Source organism: Bifidobacterium psychraerophilum (genome assembly GCF_000741705.1).
Taxonomy (GTDB): domain Bacteria; phylum Actinomycetota; class Actinomycetes; order Actinomycetales; family Bifidobacteriaceae; genus Bombiscardovia; species Bombiscardovia psychraerophila.
Genome location: NZ_JGZI01000010.1, coordinates 512,771 through 536,223, shown reverse-complemented (window position 1 = coordinate 536,223; position 23,453 = coordinate 512,771). Strand labels below are relative to the sequence as shown.

At 59.5% G+C, this 23,453-nt stretch carries 13 protein-coding genes and 1 other RNA gene; 10 read left to right on the top strand and 4 right to left on the bottom strand.

Translation table 11 applies throughout. The annotated features are described in order from the left end of the window. Positions 1-123: 123 nt before the first annotated feature. The 4 genes from BPSY_RS09345 to BPSY_RS09335 all read left to right on the top strand — a co-directional run bounded on the left by BPSY_RS09345 (position 124) and on the right by BPSY_RS09335 (position 2,916). Positions 124-645, top strand: a complete 522-nt coding sequence (locus BPSY_RS09345; RefSeq protein WP_033495230.1) for a helix-turn-helix domain-containing protein — start codon at positions 124-126, stop codon at positions 643-645. 55 nt (positions 646-700) lie between these two features. Further along, positions 701-934 carry a DUF3046 domain-containing protein gene (locus tag BPSY_RS11480; RefSeq protein WP_081884379.1) on the top strand — a complete coding sequence of 78 codons (234 nt, stop codon included), beginning with the start codon at positions 701-703 and terminating at the stop codon, positions 932-934. A 207-nt stretch (positions 935-1,141) separates the two neighbouring features. Beyond that, positions 1,142-2,305, top strand: a complete 1,164-nt coding sequence (gene recA, locus BPSY_RS09340) for a recombinase RecA (RefSeq protein WP_033495232.1) — start codon at positions 1,142-1,144, stop codon at positions 2,303-2,305. Positions 2,306-2,358: 53 nt separating this feature from the next. Beyond that, a complete protein-coding gene (locus BPSY_RS09335) occupies positions 2,359-2,916 on the top strand; it encodes a regulatory protein RecX (RefSeq protein ID WP_081884378.1) in 558 nt (185 codons plus the stop codon). Positions 2,917-3,044: 128 nt separating this feature from the next. Here BPSY_RS09335 and rnpB read toward each other — a convergent pair. Next, positions 3,045-3,437: RNase P RNA component class A (gene rnpB, locus BPSY_RS11250), an RNA gene on the bottom strand. 220 nt (positions 3,438-3,657) lie between these two features. Here rnpB and hpf point away from each other — a divergent pair. The 5 genes from hpf to trpD all read left to right on the top strand — a co-directional run bounded on the left by hpf (position 3,658) and on the right by trpD (position 18,547). Then, on the top strand, positions 3,658-4,320 hold the full coding sequence (hpf, locus tag BPSY_RS09330) for a ribosome hibernation-promoting factor, HPF/YfiA family (RefSeq protein WP_033495234.1): 663 nt from the start codon (positions 3,658-3,660) through the stop codon (positions 4,318-4,320). A 777-nt stretch (positions 4,321-5,097) separates the two neighbouring features. After that, the gene (locus BPSY_RS11185) at positions 5,098-10,911 is read left to right on the top strand and encodes a family 43 glycosylhydrolase (protein ID WP_051921894.1); all 5,814 of its coding nucleotides are present in this window, start codon (positions 5,098-5,100) and stop codon (positions 10,909-10,911) included. A 266-nt stretch (positions 10,912-11,177) separates the two neighbouring features. Then, the gene (locus BPSY_RS11180; protein ID WP_160247969.1) at positions 11,178-14,108 is read left to right on the top strand and encodes an Ig-like domain repeat protein; all 2,931 of its coding nucleotides are present in this window, start codon (positions 11,178-11,180) and stop codon (positions 14,106-14,108) included. Positions 14,109-14,393: 285 nt separating this feature from the next. Then, on the top strand, positions 14,394-17,315 hold the full coding sequence (gene secA, locus BPSY_RS09310) for a preprotein translocase subunit SecA (protein ID WP_033495236.1): 2,922 nt from the start codon (positions 14,394-14,396) through the stop codon (positions 17,313-17,315). A 170-nt stretch (positions 17,316-17,485) separates the two neighbouring features. Beyond that, positions 17,486-18,547, top strand: coding sequence for an anthranilate phosphoribosyltransferase (gene trpD / locus BPSY_RS09305; RefSeq protein ID WP_033495238.1), 1,062 nt, complete (start codon positions 17,486-17,488; stop codon positions 18,545-18,547). Positions 18,548-18,616: 69 nt separating this feature from the next. On the opposite strand, the gene BPSY_RS09300 is transcribed toward trpD, so the two are convergent. Continuing rightward, complete coding sequence (locus BPSY_RS09300; RefSeq protein ID WP_033495241.1) at positions 18,617-19,192, bottom strand: hypothetical protein; 576 nt, start codon at positions 19,190-19,192, stop codon at positions 18,617-18,619. 48 nt (positions 19,193-19,240) lie between these two features. Here BPSY_RS09300 and BPSY_RS09295 point away from each other — a divergent pair, with 48 nt between their 5' ends. Continuing rightward, positions 19,241-19,951: a lysophospholipid acyltransferase family protein gene (locus BPSY_RS09295; protein ID WP_033495243.1), complete on the top strand. Its 711-nt coding sequence runs from the start codon at positions 19,241-19,243 to the stop codon at positions 19,949-19,951. Positions 19,952-19,991: 40 nt separating this feature from the next. Here the strand turns inward: BPSY_RS09295 and BPSY_RS09290 are convergent, their stop codons facing one another. Further along, complete coding sequence (locus tag BPSY_RS09290) at positions 19,992-22,124, bottom strand: Stk1 family PASTA domain-containing Ser/Thr kinase (protein ID WP_033495245.1); 2,133 nt, start codon at positions 22,122-22,124, stop codon at positions 19,992-19,994. Between the two features lie 84 nt (positions 22,125-22,208). Next, positions 22,209-23,402 (bottom strand): polyprenyl synthetase family protein, encoded by a 1,194-nt coding sequence (locus BPSY_RS09285; protein WP_033495450.1) that lies wholly within the window; start codon positions 23,400-23,402, stop codon positions 22,209-22,211. Positions 23,403-23,453: the final 51 nt, after the last annotated feature.

Here is a 23,453-nt window from a genome sequence, read left to right as displayed (position 1 = left end):
CTCCGCTGTTGTGACGTCGCTCACATTAAGTTAGTTCCGGTTCGCTTTCAGGAATATTACGCGCTGGGCATTGTTGTGCAGAGTGAAGACCACAGGAACGAAGCGGTACGAAAGGGGCACGTGATGGCTAATAATCAGACAGTGTTGCGACACACCGAGGATTCTTTCGAACTACAGACGAACAATGTGCATGAAGGCGCGGCACGCGTCAGGGATCTGACGCCGGCACAGCGTCGGGCGGTGCTGTTTGCGCAACAGCAGGTAATCAGGGCCAGGGCGGCCAAGAAGGCCAAAGATGAGCGTCAGGCGGCCCTCGCACGCATGTGGATGCAGGAGGAGGGCGGCGACGCGCGCTCGATGCCCGCTGCTGCCGGAAGCAGCGAGGAGGCCTATGCGGGTACGCATCAGGTGTCGTTGCGCGAGGCCATCGGTCATGTGTTGCGCGACTTGAGGACCAAGGATCACAAGACCCTGCGTGAGGTCAGTGAGAACGCCGGCGTTTCGCTCGGTTACCTCTCCGAGGTCGAGCGAGGCCAGAAGGAGGCCAGCTCCGAGCTGCTGAGCTCGATCGCTGAGGCGCTCGGCGTGAGTGTGTCCCAGATGCTGCGTATGGTCGCGGACTACATTGAATCATTGCAGGACTGATGAATAATACGGTGGCTGCCGAGGCGGCTGCCATCAACATGGGAGGGTTCCGTCGGTGAGAGAACGGGAGTTCTGGGAGTTGCTCGAAGAGGTTTTCGGGCGTGGATATGGACGGAGCCTATCGAGGGACCAACGGCTGAATGAGTTGGATTCCCTCACGGTGGTTGAGGCCTTGGATGCGGGCGTCGAGCCTCGGACGGTCTGGAACGTATTGTGCGACCAGATGGATATACCGGATTCAACACGTTGGGGCAAGGATCATAATGCCCCGCCTATGCCTGCACGGTGAAGGCAGCCGTGGCCGTATCGTCAGAAATGGCCACGGGTATTTGTATTCGAACAAATGTTCGGGTATAGTCATGCCCTGAGTTCAGTTAATCACCGTCCGGCAGTATGAAGCATGTTCGACCACAAGGTGTGTGGCATAACTGTTGTGCTCCGATTCGGCTCTATGGTGTGTACTGTCAGATCAGTTGGATGAGCAAGGAGAGGCCAGATGGCACAACATACAAGCGCCCGCGCATCGAAGAAAGACGCCGAAAGCGATATTCAATCTCGACGCCAGGCTGCGCTTGATACGGCGCTTGCGCAAGTGGAAAAGAACTTCGGCAAGGGTTCAGCCATGCGTCTTGGCGATCGCCCGGTGCAAAACGTCGAAGTGATTCCAACAGGCTCCCTGGCTTTGGATATGGCCCTGGGCATCGGAGGCCTTCCCAGGGGGAGGGTCGTTGAGATCTACGGTCCGGAATCCTCCGGCAAGACGACGTTGACGCTTCACGCGGTGGCCAACGCCCAACGTAACGGCGGCGTGGCGGCGTTCATCGATGCCGAGCACGCCTTGGATCCTGAGTATGCGCGGAAACTGGGTGTCGATACCGATTCCCTGATCATCTCGCAGCCTGATAACGGCGAGCAGGCCCTGGAGATCGCCGACATGCTGATCCGCTCAGGTGCTTTGGACATCATCGTTATCGATTCGGTCGCGGCACTGGTGCCGAAAGCCGAAATCGAGGGTGACATGGGAGACAGCCATGTCGGATTGCAGGCGCGTCTGATGAGTCAGGCGCTGCGCAAGATCACAGGAGCCCTGGCGCAGGCGAACACCACGGCGATCTTCATCAACCAGTTGAGGGAGAAGATCGGTGTGTTCTTCGGAAGCCCTGAAACCACAACCGGTGGCAAGGCCCTGAAATTCTATTCCTCGGTCCGTCTTGACATCAGAAGAATCCAGACCCTGAAGAATGGCGATGAGGCGGTCGGCAACCGCACCAGGGTGAAGGTCGTGAAGAACAAGATGGCACCGCCTTTCAAATCCGCTGAATTCGACATGCTCTATGGCGAGGGCATCTCTCGTGAGGGCTCTGTGCTGGATATGGCCCTGCAGACCAATATCGTGAAGAAGTCGGGTTCATGGTTCACCTATGACGGCGACCAGCTCGGACAGGGACGTGAGAATGTGCGTCACTTCCTCAAGGACAATGTTGAGCTGACCAATGAGATAGAGGATCGCGTCAAGATGGAGTTCGGTCTGATTCCGAAGCCGGAGGACGAGGCGGCGGAAGGTGACGCCCAAAGCGATGCCTCGGGCGATGGACAGGAGAACGCTCAGCAACACGCCGGGTCGGACGCCACGGCCGATGAGGGCAACGAGTCCAAGTGATCGAAGACACGATGCATGCGTGAAGGTCACAGCTGTTCCTGAAATGAGGTTTCATGATTTCCGCTGATGAGTTTCTTGGCCAGGTGGGTATGGATACGGAGCTGTCCACAGCCTCGGGATCCAGCGGGAGCGATGCGATGGATCGGTCGGATGATGAGCGTTTTGACGCATGCAAGGAGTCGGCGTTGCGTTCCCTGGACGCCGCACAGCGTTCATCCTCGGATCTGGCGAAACGTCTGATCGGCAAAGGCTACGAAGAGGAGACCGTCGACGCGGTCATATGTCGCCTGCAACAGTTGGGTCTGCTCGACGACGAGGCCTACGCTGAGGATCTGATGCGCTATTGCCTGCAACGTGACATGGGGGAGCGTGGCGTCCGCATGGAGATGTCACGCAAGGGTGTGGAGGCGACCCTCGCCGCGCGGCTCATCGAAGAGGCGGCGCAGCGTGGGGACTTCGTCGATGCTGCTTATGAGCTCGGCCGTAGCGTCGAGCGGAGAACCCACGGTCTGGAGCGCAAGGTCCGGATGCGTAGATTGTGGAGTGCGGGAGGGCGAAAAGGTCATAGCCCTGACACGCTGCGCAAGGTCTTCGACGATCTCTTCGTATGAAGCGGGATATGGCCCGCTGCCCTGCATATGTGATGTTAGTGCGGCACCGTGAATCCAGGGATATCCATGCCCGGAAGCCCAATGGCTGCACATATGCGGCGGCATGATCGAAGAATCACCAAGAAGTGTGGTTGAGACCTCTTCTACCCCGGGTTCTGTCATCCTTTGCAGGATGGATGGCCATCCATCTCGACTTGATGTTGCCATCAAGCTCTAGCAGCCTACCCGAAGGCACGGGCGAGCAGCCCTTAACGCCTTCTGCTTGGCCTTGCTCCCGATGAGGCTTGCCATGCGGCCTGCTGTTACCAGCGGCCCGGTGGTCTCTTACACCGCCGTTTCACCCTTACCTGGGCTGAAGTCACCTTCAGGCCCGGGCGGTCTGTTCTCTGCTGCGCTATCTCTCAGGTCACCCTGGGCGGACGTTATCCGCCATCGTGCTCTATGGAGCCCGGAAGTTCCTCAGCGCCAACCCTTCCCAATCGCTTGTTCCAGGTTCACGCCGCGGCCATCAAGAGGTCTCAACCATCATATATTACCAGTGAGTGGAACAAGGCTCACGGTACGGAGGCAAGCTGCGGCAGGAATCGAAGCGTACCGTCTGACTTGTTGAAATTTCCGGGCATTTGGGCTTTGCGCTCCGCGGATGTTGAATCTCAGTCGGTTACAATATGAGTTACCCGAGCGGTGAAGGCGCCGCTCACCACACACAGCGGCTCTGCCGCTTGATCCAAGGAGGTTCACATGGAGAACGTCGTAACAGGTCGCCACACGCAAATTAAGCAGAGGTTCCGTGACGTGGTGGACACCAAATTGAATCGTGTGACCGCCATCGCTCCCGATGCCCAGCGTGCTCAGATCGTATTGACCCATGAAGGCAACCCACGCCAGGCTGATACAGCGAAACGTGTGGAAATAACCGTGATCGCAGGCCGCACGGTGGTTCGTGCCGAAGCGTCAAGCACCGATGAATTCAGCGCTTTGGATATGGCACTCGACAAGCTGACCCTGCGTCTTCGCCGGGCCCGTGACCGCCGCAAGGACCACAGGCGTGGCTACCTCAACCCGGTGCCGGTCGATATGGGCGCGGTCCTGCCGACCACCCCGGAGGAGACAGCCCAGGAGGACGAGCCGAATAACAGCCCGGAAGCGGCCGTTGCCAGCGAGCTGGCCCCAGGCGAGTCTGTCGAGGTCCAGGTCGGGGATACGCCTATCGTCATCCGTCGCAAGCTCCACATCGCCGAACCGATGAGCATTGATGAGGCCCTGTATGAGATGGAACTGATCGGTCACGACTTCTTCCTCTTCGTGAACAAGGAGACCGGACGTCCCTCGGTGGTGTACCACCGTCACGGTTGGAGCTACGGCGTCTTCGAAATCGACACCCCGGAGAACGCTGAGGCCTGAAACCTCGAATACCTGGATTGTTGTCGTCAAGGTCCGCCGATTGGACCCTGATCGACAAGAATCGTGAAGAACCCCCGCACATGGTGATGTGCGGGGGTTCTTGCTTTGCTCCGAACGATCGTATGGTCCAAGCCGGATGGCTTGGCCCTCCGGGGCCAGGGCATCTCCGCAGGCACGCTTTCGGTCGGCATTGTTCCACAGTGTGGACGATGGAATCAAAGGCCGCAACAGCCCATACCCTGCATTCGCGGTGTGCGTTTCGGTGTCGGATCAAACTGTTATCGAATCGTTATCTGCATAACCAAAGGGCACACAAGAATCTCCACGCATCCCAGAATGCCGGAATTCCAAGGAATCAAGCATGATCCGTCAGTGAGCAAGGCGAAGATTCGTTGAAATCCGCGCCCAAGGAGAGAACATTCAGCGTGATAGATTAACTCCATCTCAGCGCCTCGGTGCACATGAAGCTCCGGCGTTGATATCGAAGGCGGCAGCATTGATGAGGGAGGCGGCAGGGCAAGGACGGAGATGCCGGGTTCACACAGACATGGATATGCAGACGTCGATACACAGGCGTTGATACCAGGGGTACATAAACAGGAGTGAATACCAGGTGCGCAGACGCTTCGGGGAGGTCTGCTCGAAACCCACGCACCGGCGAATTCAGGGCTGCGATGACGAAGCCATGAATCCTGATGCGCCGACTGTATACCGCCAAAGGGAATCAAGAGTGGTGAAGCAAGATCCGAAGGATCAATCACGATGAAGGAAAGGTCAATGATGACTGAAAACAGCAACGCGCTCGCAGCGGATATACGGCGATGGGGCAAACGGGCGCTTGGAGCGGTTCTGGGAGCCGCCACCTTGCTTTCGATGGCCGTTGCACCCCAGGTGGCCTCCGCGCAGGAGGAGGACACGGCCGATGTGACCATCGCGGACTTCAACTTCGACGACGTCGTGCAGGGGCAGAGCGGCACCTTGGAGGATTCGACGGGCATCGCGAAGGCGACGCTCGCGAAATCCGCCAACGCCCCTACGGTGAATGAGTATCAGGGTGATGGTTCGCAGGCCCTGGCGTTCGGCAACAGCCAGTGGCTGAACATCACCAAGAGTGATGGGAGCGCTCTGCTGGCAGGGCTTGATGAGGTGACCTTCTCCTATGATGTGCTGTCGGCAGCCACATCCGACAGCCAAGCTTGGAGTCTGTTCGCCGCAAGGGACGCCAACGCCCAGTCGTATCCGAACGAGCATTATCTGTCGGTCATCGACCGTAGTGATCGGGTGACGGTGCAACGTTGGAATAACAGCGGTTCACGTGACAACACCGGAAGCCCGTCGGCAAGCGGCGTCGCCGCTGGCTGGCGTCATATCGATCTGAAGGTTTCCAATGACAGCACGGCGTTGTATATCAACGGCGAGCTGGTCGATCAGAAGACGCCGACCGAGGCCCAGGCGCTCTCGTCCATTCTCGGCTCCACAGGTGGCGTGCTGCAGCTGGGACGTGCCAATTGGGTGAACGGAGAGTACTTCAACGGCAGCATCGACAACTTCAAGGTCACAGTGCCCAACGATCACCTGGCGCTGCGAGCGGCGGCAGTGGCCGCCCGGATTTCCACAAGTCTGACGCTCACCGCCGAAGAGACCGCTTTGGATACGTACGGCGGCTTGGTCAGCTACACCTCCTCGAACGAGGATGTGCTGGTCATCAAGGAGGGCTCGACAGCCGTGCTGCAACAGTACCCATCGCAGCAGGCGGCTTCGGCCGAGTTGACGGCGACCGTCAATATCTTCGGTGTCACGGCCACGCAAAGGATATCGGTCACGATTCCCAGCAATGACGATCTGGCGCAATCCGATCTGGAGGCGGTCGAGCTGCTGAATCCCGACGATGTTCGTACTAATCTGACCCTGCCTGATGTGACCAGCCACGGATTCTCGATAACCTGGTCTTCGGACAACGAGACGGTGATCACGGACATGGCCCAGGGCGGCAAGGCCGCAGGGGTGGTGACGCGTGGTGCGAGTGATCAGCAGGTCACCTTGTCCGCTTCGATTCCCGGCACGGCCGCGAAGCGCGAATTCGCACTGACCGTCAAAGCCGCTTATGACAAACCGTCCCAGAGCGACCTCAGCGACTACATGTTCGCCTACTTCGCCGATAACACCGGTGAGAAGGAGAATATCTATTTCGCCACTTCCGAGGACGGCGATTACTGGCTTGACCTGAGCAACGACGACACCAGTCCTTCACTGACCACGGATGTGGGCAAGCAGGGGGTGCGCGATCCCTTCTTGATCCGATCACCTGAAGGGGACAAGTTCTACATCATCGCGACGGATCTGGAAGTCGCCACCCAGGGCTGGGGCGGGCCGATGTCGACCAAGATCCAGACCTGGGAATCAACCGATCTCAAGCATTGGGAGGGGCCTTTCCTCAGTGAGCTCGCCGCACCCCTGGGTGATGTCGAGAAGATGTGGGCACCCGAGGCGTGGTGGGATGAGGCGACGGGCCAATACTTCATCTATTGGGCGACGAACTGCTGGAATTCCTGCCCCGCTGACAACCTCGGCGACAGCCTGAATATGTACATCTCCACAACCCGCGATTTCAGAAGCTTCTCGAAACCGGAGCTGTGGATCGACAGGAGCAATTCGGTCATCGATGTGAGCATCATCAAGATCGGCGATTGGTACTACCGCATCTCGGGCGACGGTGATCTGAACATCGAGAAATCCAAACGCATCGACGTACCGACAACAGGCCTGGTCACCGAACGGACTTCGGATGACCAATGGGTGTCCGTCGGCAAACTGTCCGATTTCGTCGGGGCGAGTCAGCTCAGCGCGATCGGTGGTGTGGAAGGCTTCGAGTGGGTGACATACAATCCTGACGATCGCACCACCGAGGATGGCAAGCCGGTGTACGCGCTGATCGCGGATCAATATGGCAAAAACGCAGGATACCGTCCATTCCGATTCACGGATATCGAAGATCCCAGCACATGGGATGTCGACTTCACCGACTTCAACTGGGACGCCATCAAAAAACGCCACGGTGGCATCATCTCCGTCACCGCCGCCGAGCGCAAGGCCTTGGAATCCGCCTTCGTCACCCAATACACCGAAGCCGCCGAACCCGCCGCAGCCGGATCGGGTCCGCAAGCGTGCTACACCTTCGACGACGAATCGGACGTAGGGGCGGATTCCTGTGGTGACAACGCACTGACGATGCATGGTGCCACTACCACGCAAGGGGATCAGGATCTGCAATCCGATGTGCTGTCCCTTGACGGCAGTACGGGCGGCTATGCCGAATTCCCCACAGGCCTCTTCGATGGCAAATCCCAGCTCACCGTGCAGATGAAGGTCAACAGCGCTCAGACGGGTAATTTCTTCACCTTCGCCTTCGGCAAGAACTCCCAACAGTATTACATGCTGCGCAATCGTTCGGGTGGGGATGTCAGGAGCGCGATCACCAAGGGGTCGAGTGGCTATGAGGATGCCGTCACCGCGAATATCGGAAGCGGATGGCATACGATCACGGTCGTCTTCAACGAGCGTACACAACAGGTCTACTCCGATGGCGCACTGATCGGCAGCAATATCAGCTCGAATCCCGTTAACTGGTTGGGTACGGATCTCATGGCGTATCTGGGCAAATCCTTCTACGCCGCGGATGGATATTTCAAAGGATCGATTGACGATGTGAAGGTCTGGAACAGGGCTTTGAGCAGCGAGGAACTGGCGTCCGACGATGGATCCGAGGAAGGCGTACTCGCCGATTTCGATTTCAACGACCTCACCGCAGGAGCGGCATCCATCAATGACGCCACCGGCGGGGCGAAAGCCACCGTGAACGGCACGGTATCCACGGCCCAAAACACCTTGGACGGCACCACGGCAGCCGATCTGAACAACAAGGTGTGGTTGAACGTCACCGCAGCCGATGGGACGGCACTGTTGGCCGGTCATGATGAGGTGACCTTCTCCTATGATTCCCTGGTCGGGTCGGGCAAGTGGGCGTTGTTCGCAGCTCCAAACAGCGATGCCGCGGTATACAACGCGGAGAACTATCTGGGTGTGATGGACGAGTCCTCCTCCATCAGCGTCGAACGCTTCGCATCAGGGCGCGCCAACAACGGGAATGTGTCCACAACAGGCAGCAGCGTATGGAAGCATGTCGATCTGGTGGTCAGCAACAGCACGACGAAGCTGTATGTGGATGGGGTACTCAAGGCAAGCAACGATGCCATCGACTCGGCGCACGCCCTGAGTGCGATCCTCGGCCAGAGCGGAGGCGTGCTTCAGGTGGGCAAGGCGAACTGGACGACAGCCGGGGAGTACTTCAATGGAAAGATCGACAATCTTGTTATCCACGACCGGGCGCTGAGTGACGAGGAGCTCATCGATGACGATGCCGAGATCCTGATCGGGGCGCAGGTCGGTTCCGTCCCCGAAAGCACGAGTGTGACCGGTACTGACAGCCATACCGCGATCACCAGCACAATCGACGCCAAGACGAAGACGATCAGTGCGTACGTGCGCAAAGGCACGGATCTGTCCGCGGTGCCGGTCACGCTCAGTCTGAATGGGGCCGCCGCCACAATAGCGAGCGTCAATGGTGAGGGCTTCACCAATGGCGGCGCCGTTGACGTCAATGATGGCGATGCCACGATCGTCGTGAACAGGGGGAACAGGAGCGAAAGCTGGACCCTCGGCGTGACGGTGGCGAACAACCCGGTCCTTCCGGGCCAATATGCGGATCCCGATGCCGATGTCTTCGATGGCAAATTCTGGATATACCCGACAACCGATGGTTTCAGTTCCTGGAGCGGCACGCAATTCCACGCCTGGTCCTCCACGGATATGGTCAATTGGACGGATGAGGGTGTGATTCTCGATGTCAACAGGGACGCCGATAACGATTACGTCAAATCACCGTGGTCGGTGGGTTCGGCATGGGCCCCGACAATCGAGAAGAAGAACGGCAAATACTATTACTACTACTGCGCGAAACTGCCCAGCGGCACTTCGGCGATCGGCGTCGCCGTCGCCGACAACCCGGCCGGGCCGTTCCTGCCATCCGAACAGCCTCTGATCACCGCAAGCATGGAGGGCGTCAGCGTGGGGCAAGCCATCGACCCCTCGATCTTCACCGATGATGACGGGGTCTCCTACATCCTCTACGGTAACGGCTCAGCCGCCATAGCTCAGCTCGGGGATGACATGACAAGCATCGTCCCCGGCAGCGTTCGCAAGCTCTCCGGTCTGACTGATTTCCGGGAAGCGGTGACCGTGAACAGGATCGCCGGCAAATACCATTGGACATGGTCCGTGGATGATACCGGCAGCGAGAACTATCGGGTCAATTACGGTGTATCGGACACCCTCAACGGTGCCATCACCTACAAATACGTTCTGCTGCAGAAGGACAATGCCAATGATCTCAAGGGAACGGCCCATCATTCGATCATGGAGAACGGCGATGATCTCTACATCGTGTACCACCGCTTCTACACACCTCTCGGCTTCTACACTTCAGGCCTGGGGTATCACCGGGAAACGGCGATAGACAAACTCGAACTGGATGACGAAGGCCTGTTCAAGCCCGTGACGCCGACATTGCTCGGGGTGGGGGCAAGCACGGTGAAGGAGAACGATGCCACGCTCAGATCCCTGAGTGTGGGCGGTGTGGATCTTGATGTCTCCAAGGAGACGCAGACCCTCACGGTCGACGATGTCAGTCGGATCACGAGCGATGATGTGGCCGTATCGACGAGTGACAGCACGGCGGATTCCGACGTGACGGTCCAGAACGGTGTGGTGACGGTCATCGTCACCGCTGACGATCTGAGCAGCAGAAGGTACACGGTGATGCTCCAGGACGACGACACCCCTGCGCCTGTGGTGGTCACATCCATTGCGGTCACCAGCATGCCTGTCAAAACGAACTATACGGTGGGCGCGGTGGCGATCGACACGACCGGACTCGTGGTGAGCGCCACCTACAGCGATGGATCGGTATCCCCGTTGGATCCCGACGAGTATGAGCTCTCCGGTTTCGAAGCGCTCACCGCCGGAAACAAAACCGTCACCGTCACGCTGAAGGCCTCGCTTCCGCCGGTGTCGACCTCCTTCGTCGTCACCGTGGACGGTCTGCTGCCCCCGGAGGATGCCGACAGGGAAGGCTTGCGCACCGCGATCAACCAGGCCACAGGATTGCAGCAGAGCGATTACACGGCCGGTTCATGGTCGGCGCTGCTCGCCGCGTTGGATGATGCCCGCACGGCGCTCGCCGATGAGGAGGCGACGCAGGAGCGGCTTGATGCCGCCACCGCCTCGCTGCTCGCCGCGATCAAGGATCTGGTGAAGGTCAGCGATGACCCCAAGGTCACGGAGCCCGCTTCGCCTTCGCCTGACGGGTCGCGGGATGGTGCATCCTCTGGTGCGGACCCTGCAGTCTCCGGCCGTGTTCTCGGTCCGCTGGCGAAAAGCGGCGCGAGCACACTCGTCATCTCATATGGTGTCGTTGTCCTGCTTGGATTGGGGGCGCTCGCCATATTGACGGTGCGTAGACATCGCCGCCGTTGAGCCGAGATCGCAGGTGGTGCGCCGCGTACCCGGTGCACCACCTGCACGCCGTGATGGATCGATCGGCGTGCGTCGGCATACTGTTATGGAATCGTTACCGTGGGTTGTTGACCGTATTGGTGCCAGCAGCTTTCATGGTAAGGGATGCGAGTTGATGCGGACTTCATGGGTGAATCCGTCATATGCAAGGAAAAAACCGAGATCATCGTATTCCCGAAGGCAGCTTGCAGAAGCAATGGGGCTTATCAGCAAAGGAGAGGGCATTCATGGTTGTTCAAGTAGGCGGGGCGAGGCATCGTCCCCTCAGACAGGCGTTCCGACTGGTGGCGAGCGGTGGCATGGCGGTCGCCGTCATGATTTCCGGTGTGGCGGTTTCCGGCACCGCATATGCGGCCGACGAGACGGAGCACAGCGTTTTGGCGAGTTTCGACTTCAACGAGCTCTCATCCGGCCAGACCGGTGCGATCGAGGATTCGACGGGTTCGGCGAAGGCGACCCTGGCCAAGGCCGCGGATGTCTCCGTGAGCAACGGCTACGAAGGAGATGGGTCGCAGGCTCTGAGCTTCGCGGACGGGCAATGGCTCAATGTGGTGAAAAGCGATGGTACGCCGCTGCTGGCGGGGCTTGATGATGTGACCATCTCCTATGACGTGTATACGGCGGCAAGCGCGGAAAGCCAAGGCTGGGCCTTTTACGCGTCGAGGGATGCCACGGCCCCCAGCTATCCGAATGAGCATTATCTGGCCGTGAATGAACGTGCCACCCAGACAGGGGTCCAGCGCTGGAACAACAGCGGTTCACGCGACAACTCGGGTAGTCCCTCCGTAAGCGGCATCACCGCCGGATGGCGTCATATCGAACTGCGAATAACGAATGACATCACCGAGCTCTACGTCAACGGTGAATTGCTTGCTCAGAAGACACCCACCGCGAGTCAAGCCCTGACCTCGATACTTGGTTCATCCGGCGGGATCGTGCAACTCGGCAAGGCCAACTGGGTGTCCGGTGAGTACTTTTCCGGCGTGTTGGACAACGTGGAGATAACGACGCCCAAGGTGTCGCTGCAACAGCGGCTGGATGCCTTCGATGCCAACTATCTCAGTGAGCTGACCGCTGATGCCTCCCTGCCGAAGACGCTGGCGGATGGCACGCCGGTGGATTGGGAGGTCACGGCCGGCGGAACGGGCATGCGCGTCGTGGATTCAGGGGATTCCGATACCTTGGATGCCCTGAAGGTCGATCAGCCGGCCTACGGCGCACAGGACATACCCGCAGTGCTGAGACTCTCGGCGACGGTGGATGGGGTTTCGGCGTCCCGCGACATCCCCTCGACGGTGAAGGCCAAGTCGAGAATCGCACCGAAAACGGGATACATGTTCGCGTACTTCACCGGTGACAACGCCGCCGGTCAGAAGATCTTTTTCTCGAAATCCAACGGGAACAACATTCTTGACTGGTCGCCTGTGAACAATGGCCAGGCGGTGCTGAGCTCCACATACGGTGATGAGGGGCTACGAGACCCCTTCATCATGCGTTCCCAGGACGGCGGCAAGTTCTATATGCTCGCCACCGATCTGCAGATAGGCCGCACGAGTTGGGGGGATGCCCAGTCGAAGGGCTCCCTGTATCTGGAGATATGGGAATCGACGGATCTGGTGAACTGGGGCGAGCAGCGGCATGTCAAGGTGTCCTCGGATCTCGCCGGCATGACTTGGGCCCCGGAGGCGTATTGGGATGATGAAGCGGGGGAGTATGTGGTGTATTGGTCTTCGCGCTTGTATGCGGATGCCGCCCATACCGTGTGCCAGCCTTCCCGGTATTCAGGAGAATCCGCCTGGTGCGGTTCGCGTGTGATGATGGCCACCACCAAGGATTTCGTGAATTTCACCCAGGCGAAGGTCTGGCAGGATTCAGGAAAAGCCCGGATCGACTCCACCGTCGCCAAGGGGGAGGACGGCTACTACTACCGCTTCACCAAGGCGGAGGACACCCAATTCGGAGCGCAGAAGGACATCTTCGTGGAGAAGTCCAAAAACCTTCAGGCCGTTCTCGACTACTCGGACTCCTCTCCCCGGTATTGCACCGTGCTGACGGATCCTCAGAGCTGGTGCATGATCCAGGAGCAGCTGTGGAATACGACATCCAACAAGGATGCCGCCAGATACGTCGAAGGTCCTTCGATCATGGAGATCAACGATGGGGACAGCGGCATCTCGTCATCCTCGGTTCCGGGTGTCGCCGGCTCACAATACATGCTCTTCGTGGATGACTACGGTGGCCCCGGATATATGCCGCTGGTGACCGATGACATCGTCACCGAAGGTGATGCGAATCAGGAATGGACCTATGCGGGGGCGATGAATCTCAATGGCGGGGCGAAGATACGCCACGGTTCCGCGCTTGGTCTGACGGCCTCGGAATACGCCTCCTTCACAGGCACGGCGGTCCCTGACGTTGCCACCACGACGGATCCTGGTGTTGAGGAAGACCAGCTGGTGACAGCCGGTCAGCAGGTGCATGCGACTGTATCCGCAGCGGACAACGGTGAATTGGCGGGTTCCGTTGAATTCTTCGTCGATGGCGCCAGCATAGGGAAACAGGAGCTCAAAGGGGTGTCGGGAAGCTACCAGGCGACGATGCCGATCCCCGCCGATCTGCAGGATGGGAAGCACACGATCCGTGCCGAGTACCTCGGATTCGAAGAGCTGCAACCCTCGGTGTCCCAGACGCGAAGCGTAAGAATCGACGCGGGCAAGGGCACGGTGGATACCTCCGCGCTCAAGGATGCGGTGGACAAGGCATCCGCCTTGCAGAGCACAGCCTATACGGCCGATTCATGGCGTGTTCTCACTGCCGCCCTGCAGCGTGCGCAGGCGGTCCTATCCGATGCCTCCTCAACGCAGGAGCAGGTCGATGCCGCCCTCACGGGCTTGCAGAAGGCCCTCGGCGGGCTTGTCACGGTCGGTGGGAGCAGCAATGGCAAGGAACCGGGAACATCCGGGAAGGGCGGGGACTCGGCCGGGCAGGCGGCTGCAGCCGATGCGCAGGACGTCTCCGGGAAGGTGCTCTCCGGTGCACTCCCCAGAACCGGTGCCAATGCCCTTGTCGCGGCGGTGCTTGCGACAGGTCTGGCCTGCATGGCGGCTCTGGTCATGATCATCAGACACCGCAGGCGTGAGGGGGCCGAAAGGCACTAACCCGACCCCGCTGTCGGACATCGCGGCCGCGTCCACGCGCATCGTATTCATTGTGCGAATGGACGCGGCCGCATCATGTGTGGGGATCCGTCGTAGGGTGGCGTTCTCGGCACCGTGGGTCGCCACACGCCAAAGCCGTGCTCTGCGCGTGCCTGGATGCCATGCACGACTGGCGTGTGCAAGTAGTGTAAATCGCAGCATTCGAGTATCATGGACGAAGTTTGTGCCCGGCGCTCTAGCGTTGGGCAATGCCTGTGCAATAGGTAGCATATTAGGGAGCGAAACGTGGTAGCAATCCTGGATAAAGTCCTCCGTATCGGCGAAGGGCACCAGCTTCGTAAGCTCCAAGGCGTGGCCACCGCGGTCAATGCTTTGGAAGATGACATCAAAGCAATGAGCGATGAAGAGTTGAAGGCTCAGACTCCTAAATTCAGGAAACGCATCGAGAAGGGTGAATCTCTCGATTCGATCATGCCCGAGGCCTTCGCCACGGTTCGTGAGGTATCCAGGAGGACCCTCGGCCAACGTCATTTCGATGTGCAGCTCATGGGTGGAGCCGCCCTGCACTGGGGCAACATCGCCGAGATGAAAACCGGTGAAGGCAAGACCCTGGTCGCCACGCTGCCGAGTTATCTCAATGCCTTGAGCGGCAAGGGCGTTCACGTGGTCACGGTCAACGACTACCTTGCCAGCTACCAGTCGGAGCTCATGGGCCGAATCTTCCGTTTCCTCGGTATGACGGTCGGCTGCATCGTAACCGATCAGAAACCCCAGGAACGTCGCAAGCAGTATGAGGCCGACATCACCTACGGCACGAACAACGAATTCGGATTCGATTATCTCCGCGACAATATGGCCTGGGAGAAAGCCGATCTGGTCCAGCGCGGCCATAACTTCGCCATAGTCGACGAGGTCGATTCCATCCTGATCGATGAGGCGCGTACGCCTCTGATCATCTCAGGCCCGGCTGAGGGCGATGTGACCCGCTGGTACCGCCAGTTCGCCCGCCTGGTTCCCAAGCTGATGCGCGACGAGGATTATGAGGTCGACGAGAAGAAGAAGGTCGTCGGCATCCTGGATTCGGGAATCGGCAAGATCGAGGATTACCTCGGTATCGACAACCTCTATGAGCCCAGCAACACCGCCCTCATCGGATATCTGAACAACGCGATCAAGGCCAAGGAGCTCTTCCTGCGTGACCGCGACTACGTCGTCCAGGGTGGGGAGGTGCTGATCGTCGATGAGCACACCGGTCGTATCCTGTCCGGCCGTCGCTACAACGAGGGTCTTCACCAGGCCATCGAAGCGAAGGAAAGCGTTGAGGTCAAGGCCGAGAACCAGACCTTCGCGACCATCACGCTGCAGAACTACTTCCGTATGTACGACAAACTCGCAGGCATGACCGGTACCGCAGAGACCGAGGCCGCCGAGTTCATGGGCACATACAAGCTCGGTGTGCTGCCGATCCCCACGAACCGTCCGATGGTCCGCAAGGATCAGGATGATCTGATCTTCCGCACCAAGAAGGAAAAGCTTTCCGCGATCGTCAAGGATGTGGCGAAACGCCATGCCACAGGGCAGCCGGTGCTGCTCGGCACGGCCTCCGTCGAATCCTCCGAGGTCGTCTCCACACTGCTTGATGTCGCTGAGATCCCCCATCAGGTGCTCAACGCCAAGCAGCATGCCAAGGAGGCTTCTGTCGTGGCTGTGGCCGGACGCAAGGGTGCCGTGACCGTCGCGACGAATATGGCCGGACGAGGAACGGATATCATGCTCGGTGGCAACACCGAGTTCCTCGCCGATCAGAAGCTGCGTGCCGATGGATACTCCGCCGAGGACACCCCCGAGGATTATGAGAGGCTCTGGCCCGAGACCCTTGAGGCCGTCAAGGAGCAGGTCAAGGACGAGCATGAAGAGGTCGTCAAGCTCGGTGGCATGTATGTGCTCGGTACCGAACGCCATGAGTCGCGTCGTATCGACAACCAGCTGAGAGGCCGTTCGGGCCGCCAGGGTGATCCCGGTGAATCCCGCTTCTACCTCAGCCTTGAGGATGACCTGATGCGTCTGTTCAACACGCAGCTTGTCGCCAGAGTGATGTCCAAGGGACTGCCCGAAGGCGAGCCCATCGAGTCGAAGAGCGTTTCGAAGGGTGTGCGCAATGCGCAGAAGGCCGTCGAGTCACGCAACTTCGAAATCCGCAAGAACGTCCTCAAGTATGACGATGTGATGAACAAGCAGCGCACGGTGATCTACGAAGAGCGCCAGGCGGTGCTCAAGGGCGAAGACATCCATGATGATATCGAGCGCTTCATATCGGATATCGCCACTTCGTATATCCGTGGCGCCAGGAAGGGCTCGGACAAGCCCGCGACCTGGGATTATGAAGGACTGTGGAAGGCGCTTTCCTCCATCTACCCGATCGGCATCGACGAGGAGGAGACCAAGGATTCGATCGCCTCGCTGAAGGGTGACAAGGCAGCGGAGCAATTGCATCAGGCCATCGTCGACGATGCCAAGGAACAGTACGCGAACCGCGAGGAAGCGCTCGGATCGGAAGGCACACGCCAGCTCGAACGCCGTGTGGTGCTGGCCGTGCTCGACCGCAAATGGCGCGAGCATCTGTACGAGATGGATTACCTCAAGGACGGCATAGGGCTGCGCGGCATGGGCCAGCGCGATCCTCTGGTGGAATACCAGCGTGAGGGATACCAGATGTACAACTCGATGATCGAAGCGATCAAAGAGGAAAGCATCCAGCTGCTCTTCAACGTCGACATCGATCAGATCGCCAAAACCGAGGATCTGAATTCGGAGAGCGATGAGGATGCCGCGGTTGACCAGGCACGTGAGAGCCTGGGTGAAGGTGGCGCCACCGAGGGTGATGATGCGGCCGAAACCTTGACCTTCAACGCCCCCGAGGATCCTGACGGCAGCGATGAGGATGCGGATGAGCAATCAGCGGCATCCGAGCTCGCCGAGCCGAAGGATGACGCATCCGCCGATGAAGAAGCTCAGGAGGGATCCGTCGTCGGCCCCAAGCCCCTGAGCCACGCGGAGCAGAAGGTCCCTGCGAACAAGCGTCCGAAGGAAGAGGAACTGCGCACACCGTGGTCCGATGGACGCACCTTCCCCGGTACCTCGCGCAACGCGCCTTGCCCCTGCGGTTCGGGTCGCAAGTACAAGATGTGCCACGGACAGAACGAGTAGCCCGTTGACTGCCGGCTGGTAACGATGCGATATTCGCGTTGCTGCCAGCCGGTTTTTTTATTCCCGCATGATGTCCATATGCGGACTCGCAGTAATGAAGTGGCATTAGAATGGCAGCGAATGCTCGTCATGAGTAGGCATGAGGTATCCGGCAGCATCTAGGAGGAATAATGGTTGAGCCCTTCACCTGGAAGGCGATTCTGACGACCTTGGTCACAGGCACACGACTGAGTGCGGAGCAATCGTACTGGTTCGTGGATGAGCTGATGAGCGGCAACGCCGATCCCGTGGCTGTCGGCGCGACCCTGGCCGCCATGCAGACCTTGGGGCTTGACAGCGAAGAGGTGGCGGGAGCGGCGAAAGCCATGGTGTCGCATGCCAAAGCCCTGCCGGTGAGTGGCGAGACCACGGACATCGTCGGCACGGGTGGCGATGGTGCGTCGACCGTCAACCTTTCCACGATGGGAGCCATCGTCGCCGCGGCGGCAGGCGTCAAGATCGTGAAGCACGGCAACCGCGCGGCCAGCAGCAAAAGCGGTACCGCGGATTGCCTGGAATCCCTCGGCCTGCCTCTTGACCTCGATCCGGAGGCCGTCGCCGAGGTCGGGGATGAGGTGGGTATCACCTTCGCCTTCGCGAAGACCTTCCACCCGTCCATGCGCTTTGTGGGACCGGTGCGTTCGGCGCTGGGCATTCCCACCGTCTTCAACGTCCTGGGTCCGCTGACGAATCCGGCGCATCCAAGCCATGTGGCGATCGGGTGCGCAGATCGAAGGCTGAGTCCGATGATGGCCGATGTATTCGCCAGACGCGGGCAAAGCGGCCTCGTGTACACATCATCCGAGGGCCTGGACGAGATGGCTCCGACGGGGCCGGTCTCACTCTGGGAAGTCAGTGACGGCAAGGTCTCGACCAGCGAATTCGATCCCACGAAGGAGTTGGGACTCGAACGCATCACCGTTGCGGATCTGCGCGGGGGAGAGCCGGAGTTCAATGCCCAGGTGATGAGGGACTTCGTTGCCGGCAAGGACGTACCCTCCAGGACCACAGCCCTGCTCAATGCGGCTTCGGCCATCGTGGCGGACGCCCATCTGCTCAGTGACGCCTCCGCATCGTTGACGGAACGCTTCACCGAGGCCTATGCCTTGGCGGGGCAGGCCATCGCCGATGGGGCGGCACAAGAGCTGCTGCAACGGTGGATTGCCACGGCGCAGTCCAAGGTGCAGGCATAGAAGCGTATTGCAGTGAGGTGATGCGTGGTGGTTGGCCCCGCATCACCTTGATGTTGTGACCGCGACTGCCTATACCCTGGCACCATCGTCGAAGGCATCGCTTCTGGTCTGCCGGTGACCGCGCAGCTGCGTGAAGAGACCGACCCCGCCGATCAGCATCAGGATCCCGCCCACGGTGCCTACGGTTCCGGACCACTGCGGCACGAGTATCGCCACCGCGAAGGCGACGAGAGCCAGGATGCACATGATCGAAAATGCCAGTACCCCGAAACGCATGGGACCGAGCTCCGGGTTGGGGGGAGTGAAGGAACTGCCCTGATCCATCACGTCGTCGGTATCCAGCCAGCTTCGCCCTTCGAAATCGCGGGGGCCCGAGCCCCGGGCCGGTCCGGTGAAGGCCGAGGATTTAAGATCATTGACGCTCAGTGCGGCCTTCTTCTGAGCCTTCTGGGCTTTCTTCTCGAATCGTCTGGCATCGCGTGACCGTTCCACCGAGGAGATATCATCCGCGTGCGCATCGAGGAATGCGGACCAATCATCGGCATCGGATGCGTGATTCGAGGTCGGGCCGCTGTTGGAAGCGCCATCATGCGGCTGCGGGTTTGGCTGCTCGTCCGAAGGATTGCTATTCTTGTGGTCGGTCATATCCCTACTCTAACCGCAGCGGTTGGCAATCGCTGGCCAGGAGGCACCGTGCTGTATTGGTTTTTCGTGAAATTGCTGGGTCCTGTAGCACGAAGGCGTTTTCATCCCACTGTCGAGGGAACGGACAACATTCCGGAGCATGGGGGCGCGATCATCGCATCCAACCATCTGGCTGTGATCGATGATGCCCTGCTGCCCATCTCCAGTCCCCGCATGATTCGTTTCATGGGCAAAGCCGAATATTTCAACGGCAAAGGCATCAAAGGACGCCTGAAAAAGTGGTGGTTCACGTCGGTCGGTGTGTTCCCGGTCGACCGCTCGGGCGGATCGAAGGCCCTCGGCGCACTGGAAACGGCACGGCACATCCTTGATGCGGGGGATCTCTTCGGAATTCATCCTGAGGGGACGAGAAGCCCCGATGGACGCCTGTTCCGTGGGCATACGGGTGTCGCCCGTCTGGCATTCGAAACCGGATCGCCGATTATTCCAACGGCGATAATCGGTTCACGCGAGCTGCAACGACCCGGCAAGGTGATTCCGGGCAAAGGCAGTACCTCGGTTATTTTCGGCAAAGCGATAGCGGTGCCCAAGACACCCGCCAATGAGGTCACCCGTGAACAGCTCAGGCAGCTGACGGATCGCATGATGCAGGACATCCAGAAGCTCAGTGGACAGGAATATGTCGATATGTACGCACAGGTCCTGAAAAACAAGAAGAAGCAGCTGGAAGAGGCGACCGATAAGGTCGACCAGCAGTAAGGGGCGGCATGGCCCTGTGCATGGGCCATGCCATTGAAGTTCAGACCACGGTGAGCGTTACGACCGTGGCCTTTCCATTGCTGTCTCGAAGGCGCACGGAGGCCCCCGGATCAGGGCTCTGCAGACGCACGGTGTGGGTGAGATCGCCCAGAGGCGCGGATATCTTCACTTCGAATCCGAGTGCCTTCAGCGTCTTGCTGGCATCATCGGAGCTTTGTCCCCGGACGTCGGGCATCGTCACCATCTGCGGGCCCTTGGAGATGACCACGGTGACCGCATCGCCCCAATGGAGTTGGGCTCCGGCCTGCTGTGTGGCAGACACGACTTTGCCGCTCTCCACGCTGTCCGACCAATCCTCGGTGTACGTGACCTTCAGTTGGGCTTCCGCAAGCTGCTGTTCGGCAGCGGCCTTTGACCTGCCGGTGATGTCTGGCATGCTGACGGGTTTGGGACCTTTGGAAAGCACGATGCTCACCGAGGCGTTGTGATCGAGTGTTGTGCCGGGTTCGGGTGAGACGCTGATGGCAGCGCCCTCCGGAACGGTCAGGGAGTATTCGTCCTTGTCCTCATCGTGGGAGACGGCACTGAATCCCGCGTTCTTCAGCGCCTCCAGAGGTTTTTTGCCCGCTTCGCTCGTGGCATCGAGAATATCCTCCGGAATGGTCGATTGCTTCACCCCTTGGGACACGACGATCTTCAGGGATCCTCCGCGTTTGCTCACATGGGAGCCGACGGCTTCGGGACTGGCGGAGATGATTCTGCCATTGGCGACGGCATCGCTGTATTCCTTGCTGACCGAATACGCGATGCCGCTGACTTTGAGTGTGCTCTCGTACTTGGAGAAGTCCGCACCGGCAAGATTGCACACACTCTCATTGGTGCAGGTGATGTCATTCGGCTGTGGGACGGTCCAATAGCTTCCGGGACCAAGGAAATACCACCAGGAGAAGATTCCGCCTGATAGCAGCAGTACGGCGAATACCGAAATCGCCGCGATGAGTGCTGGGCGACGCCGTTTCCGTGGGGTCTGTGTGGTGGGAGCGCCCATCGCGGATTCATGACGGATCTGCGTATCGCCTTCGCCGTCATGCGTTCCCCATGCACCGAGATTGACCGTTTGGTCGGAATCCATTCCTTGGCCGGAATCCACTGTCTGGCCGGAAGTCGACGTCTGCTGCGTATGTTCCGCCTGGCCGGCGGCAGGGGGCACCGGAACGGCCATACTCGCAGTCTCCTGGTGGCGTGCCTGCAAAGCCGTAGCTTCGGTGTTCTCGGACTGGGGACGGTCAGAGGGCGGCACCCTGAACAATCCTGCATCGGGGCTGAGCCGGGCATTGCACGCATTGATCTCCTGAAGAGCCTCATACGCGTCCTTCGGACGTGATTCCATCGCACGTTCGCACAGATGCCCGATCACTGCGGATACGCTCGGATCGATCCCATCGCAGACCGTATCCAAGCGGGGGACGTCATCATGGACGTGCCTGAATGCCAATGTCACCGGATTGTCGCTGGCGAAGGGAACCGATCCGCTGAGCATCTCGTAGGCGATGATGCCCAGTGCATACAGGTCGCCCTGTTTGGTGGCCTGGTTGAGCTCGATCATCTCGGGAGCCAGATAGGCGGCGGTGCCCAGCAGCATTCCCGTTGTCGAAAGCGTCGCCTGGGAGGCAGCCTTGGCCAATCCGAAATCGGTGATCTGCACGTGCCCGCGGGTGTTGAGCAGGATGTTCTCGGGTTTGATGTCGCGATGCACCACACCTGTTTCGTGGGCTGCCGACAATCCTTCCAGGGTCTCCGAGATGATGCGCAGCGTCTCGTGAACGCTGAACGTCCCTTGCATGTTCATCTCGTATCTCAGATTGACACCCCGCACATATTCCATGACGAGGTAGTTCCTGCCCTGATACTCGCCACTGTCATAGACCTGCACGATGTGGGGGCTTGCTATTGACGCGGCCGAACGCACCTCACGGTAGAAGCGTTCGACGAACTGGGCGCGATGCGGTCCCTGGGCGAGCTGCAGATGCATGATCTTCACCGCGACCTGCCGGGACAGGCGCTCATCCAAGGCCTCATACACGGTCGCCATACCGCCCTCGGCTATACGCCTGATAATGCGGTATCTGCCGTCCAGAACCAGTCCTTGCGGCTGCAGTCCCTCTTCGCTCATGTTTGTATCCTACGGTCGGTCATGCCGAAAGGCGGCGGATGTCCCTTTGGTCTTGTCGAAAATTCCACGTCGTGACTGCTTCGGTCATGATTCCAGCAGCTCTGGTGGGATGAAGCGTGCACAGGCATTGTAGAGCCGGTCGGCGGCCTCCGGGGTCAGGTTGAGTGTCTGCACCGCCGCAGCGAGCGATACCTGGGAGGATCGCCACAATTTTCCTATACGCTCGCGTGAGCGCTCGATCGCACCGGTGGAATCGAATAGCCCGATGATCCGGGAGACCTGCTCAGGTGAACGATTCCGGCTTTCATAGGCCGCGATCAGGTATGCCCTGTCTGCATCCGAGGCATTGGACAGTGCGTCGGCGAGCAGCACCGTCCTCTTGCCCTCCCGGATATCGCCGCCCACTGGTTTGCCGGTGTGCTCGCTGTCCGAGACAACGTCAAGCAGATCATCGGCCAGTTGGAAGGCCAGGCCCAGACTCATGCCGATTCCCTGCGCCGCCGCATGGGCTTTGACCTGTTTCACGCCAGCAGCCAGCAAGCCGAGCTCGATGGGGGCGATCGTGGTGTAGCTGGCCGTTTTCCAGCGGAACACCCCCAGCGAAGCGGTGACGAGCTGGGTCGGGTTGTTCAGCGGAACATGCTCAACGCCGAGATCAAGAACCTGACCTATTTCAACCTCACGGTGCATCGTCAGGAAGGCCTCGATGATCTCCTGCGCCTTCGGCAGCGTCTGGGAGGCATTCCTGGCGATTTCGATGCTTGCTGTCGCCAGGATGTCGCCCAACATGATGCCGAGGCCTTTGCCGTATGAGCTGTCACTCGAATCGAATGCCGACGTGTCCACGGTTTCGGATCCCGATGCATCCTGAAGGACCTGGTGGAGAGGATTCGTCCAATGCGCGAAGGTCGATGCGAGATTGATGTGTGCGGAGGGTTTGCCGCGCCTCAGATCGGAGTCATCGATGATGTCGTCATGCACCAGCGCGCCGGTCTGGAAGACTTCGATGGCGCATGCGAGATCGGTGGCGCACAGGCGTTGGGAATCCTTTGGAATGGACGCGCCATAGGAGCTGCAGGCGGCATCATAGGCCGTGAGCGTGAGCAGGGCTCTGAGCCTTTTGCCTCCCTGACTGGAGATGCGTGCCTGCTCGGTGATTGAATTCAGCACGGCCGCGCAGGGGTGGGGAATCGTCATTCCATCTATGGCACCGGTATATTGCTTCACCAAACGGTCGATGCGAGACTCGATGACAGAGATATCTGCAGATGGGTCCATACCTATGAGAATATCCACAAGCATGTGCAAATGCATATACCAGCGATCCGG

What these genes read in the sequence shown, in the direction of transcription:
- BPSY_RS09345 (WP_033495230.1), top strand. Translation starts at nt 124, where the DNA reads ATGGCTAATAATCAGACAGTGTTGCGACACACCGAGGATTCTTTCGAA.
- recA (WP_033495232.1), top strand. Translation starts at nt 1,142, where the DNA reads ATGGCACAACATACAAGCGCCCGCGCATCGAAGAAAGACGCCGAAAGC.
- BPSY_RS09335 (WP_081884378.1), top strand. Translation starts at nt 2,359, where the DNA reads ATGATTTCCGCTGATGAGTTTCTTGGCCAGGTGGGTATGGATACGGAG.
- hpf (WP_033495234.1), top strand. Translation starts at nt 3,658, where the DNA reads ATGGAGAACGTCGTAACAGGTCGCCACACGCAAATTAAGCAGAGGTTC.
- BPSY_RS11185 (WP_051921894.1), top strand. Translation starts at nt 5,098, where the DNA reads ATGATGACTGAAAACAGCAACGCGCTCGCAGCGGATATACGGCGATGG.
- BPSY_RS11180 (WP_160247969.1), top strand. Translation starts at nt 11,178, where the DNA reads ATGGTTGTTCAAGTAGGCGGGGCGAGGCATCGTCCCCTCAGACAGGCG.
- trpD (WP_033495238.1), top strand. Translation starts at nt 17,486, where the DNA reads ATGGTTGAGCCCTTCACCTGGAAGGCGATTCTGACGACCTTGGTCACA.
- BPSY_RS09300 (WP_033495241.1), bottom strand. Translation starts at nt 19,192, where the DNA reads ATGACCGACCACAAGAATAGCAATCCTTCGGACGAGCAGCCAAACCCG.
- BPSY_RS09290 (WP_033495245.1), bottom strand. Translation starts at nt 22,124, where the DNA reads ATGAGCGAAGAGGGACTGCAGCCGCAAGGACTGGTTCTGGACGGCAGA.
- BPSY_RS09285 (WP_033495450.1), bottom strand. Translation starts at nt 23,402, where the DNA reads ATGGACCCATCTGCAGATATCTCTGTCATCGAGTCTCGCATCGACCGT.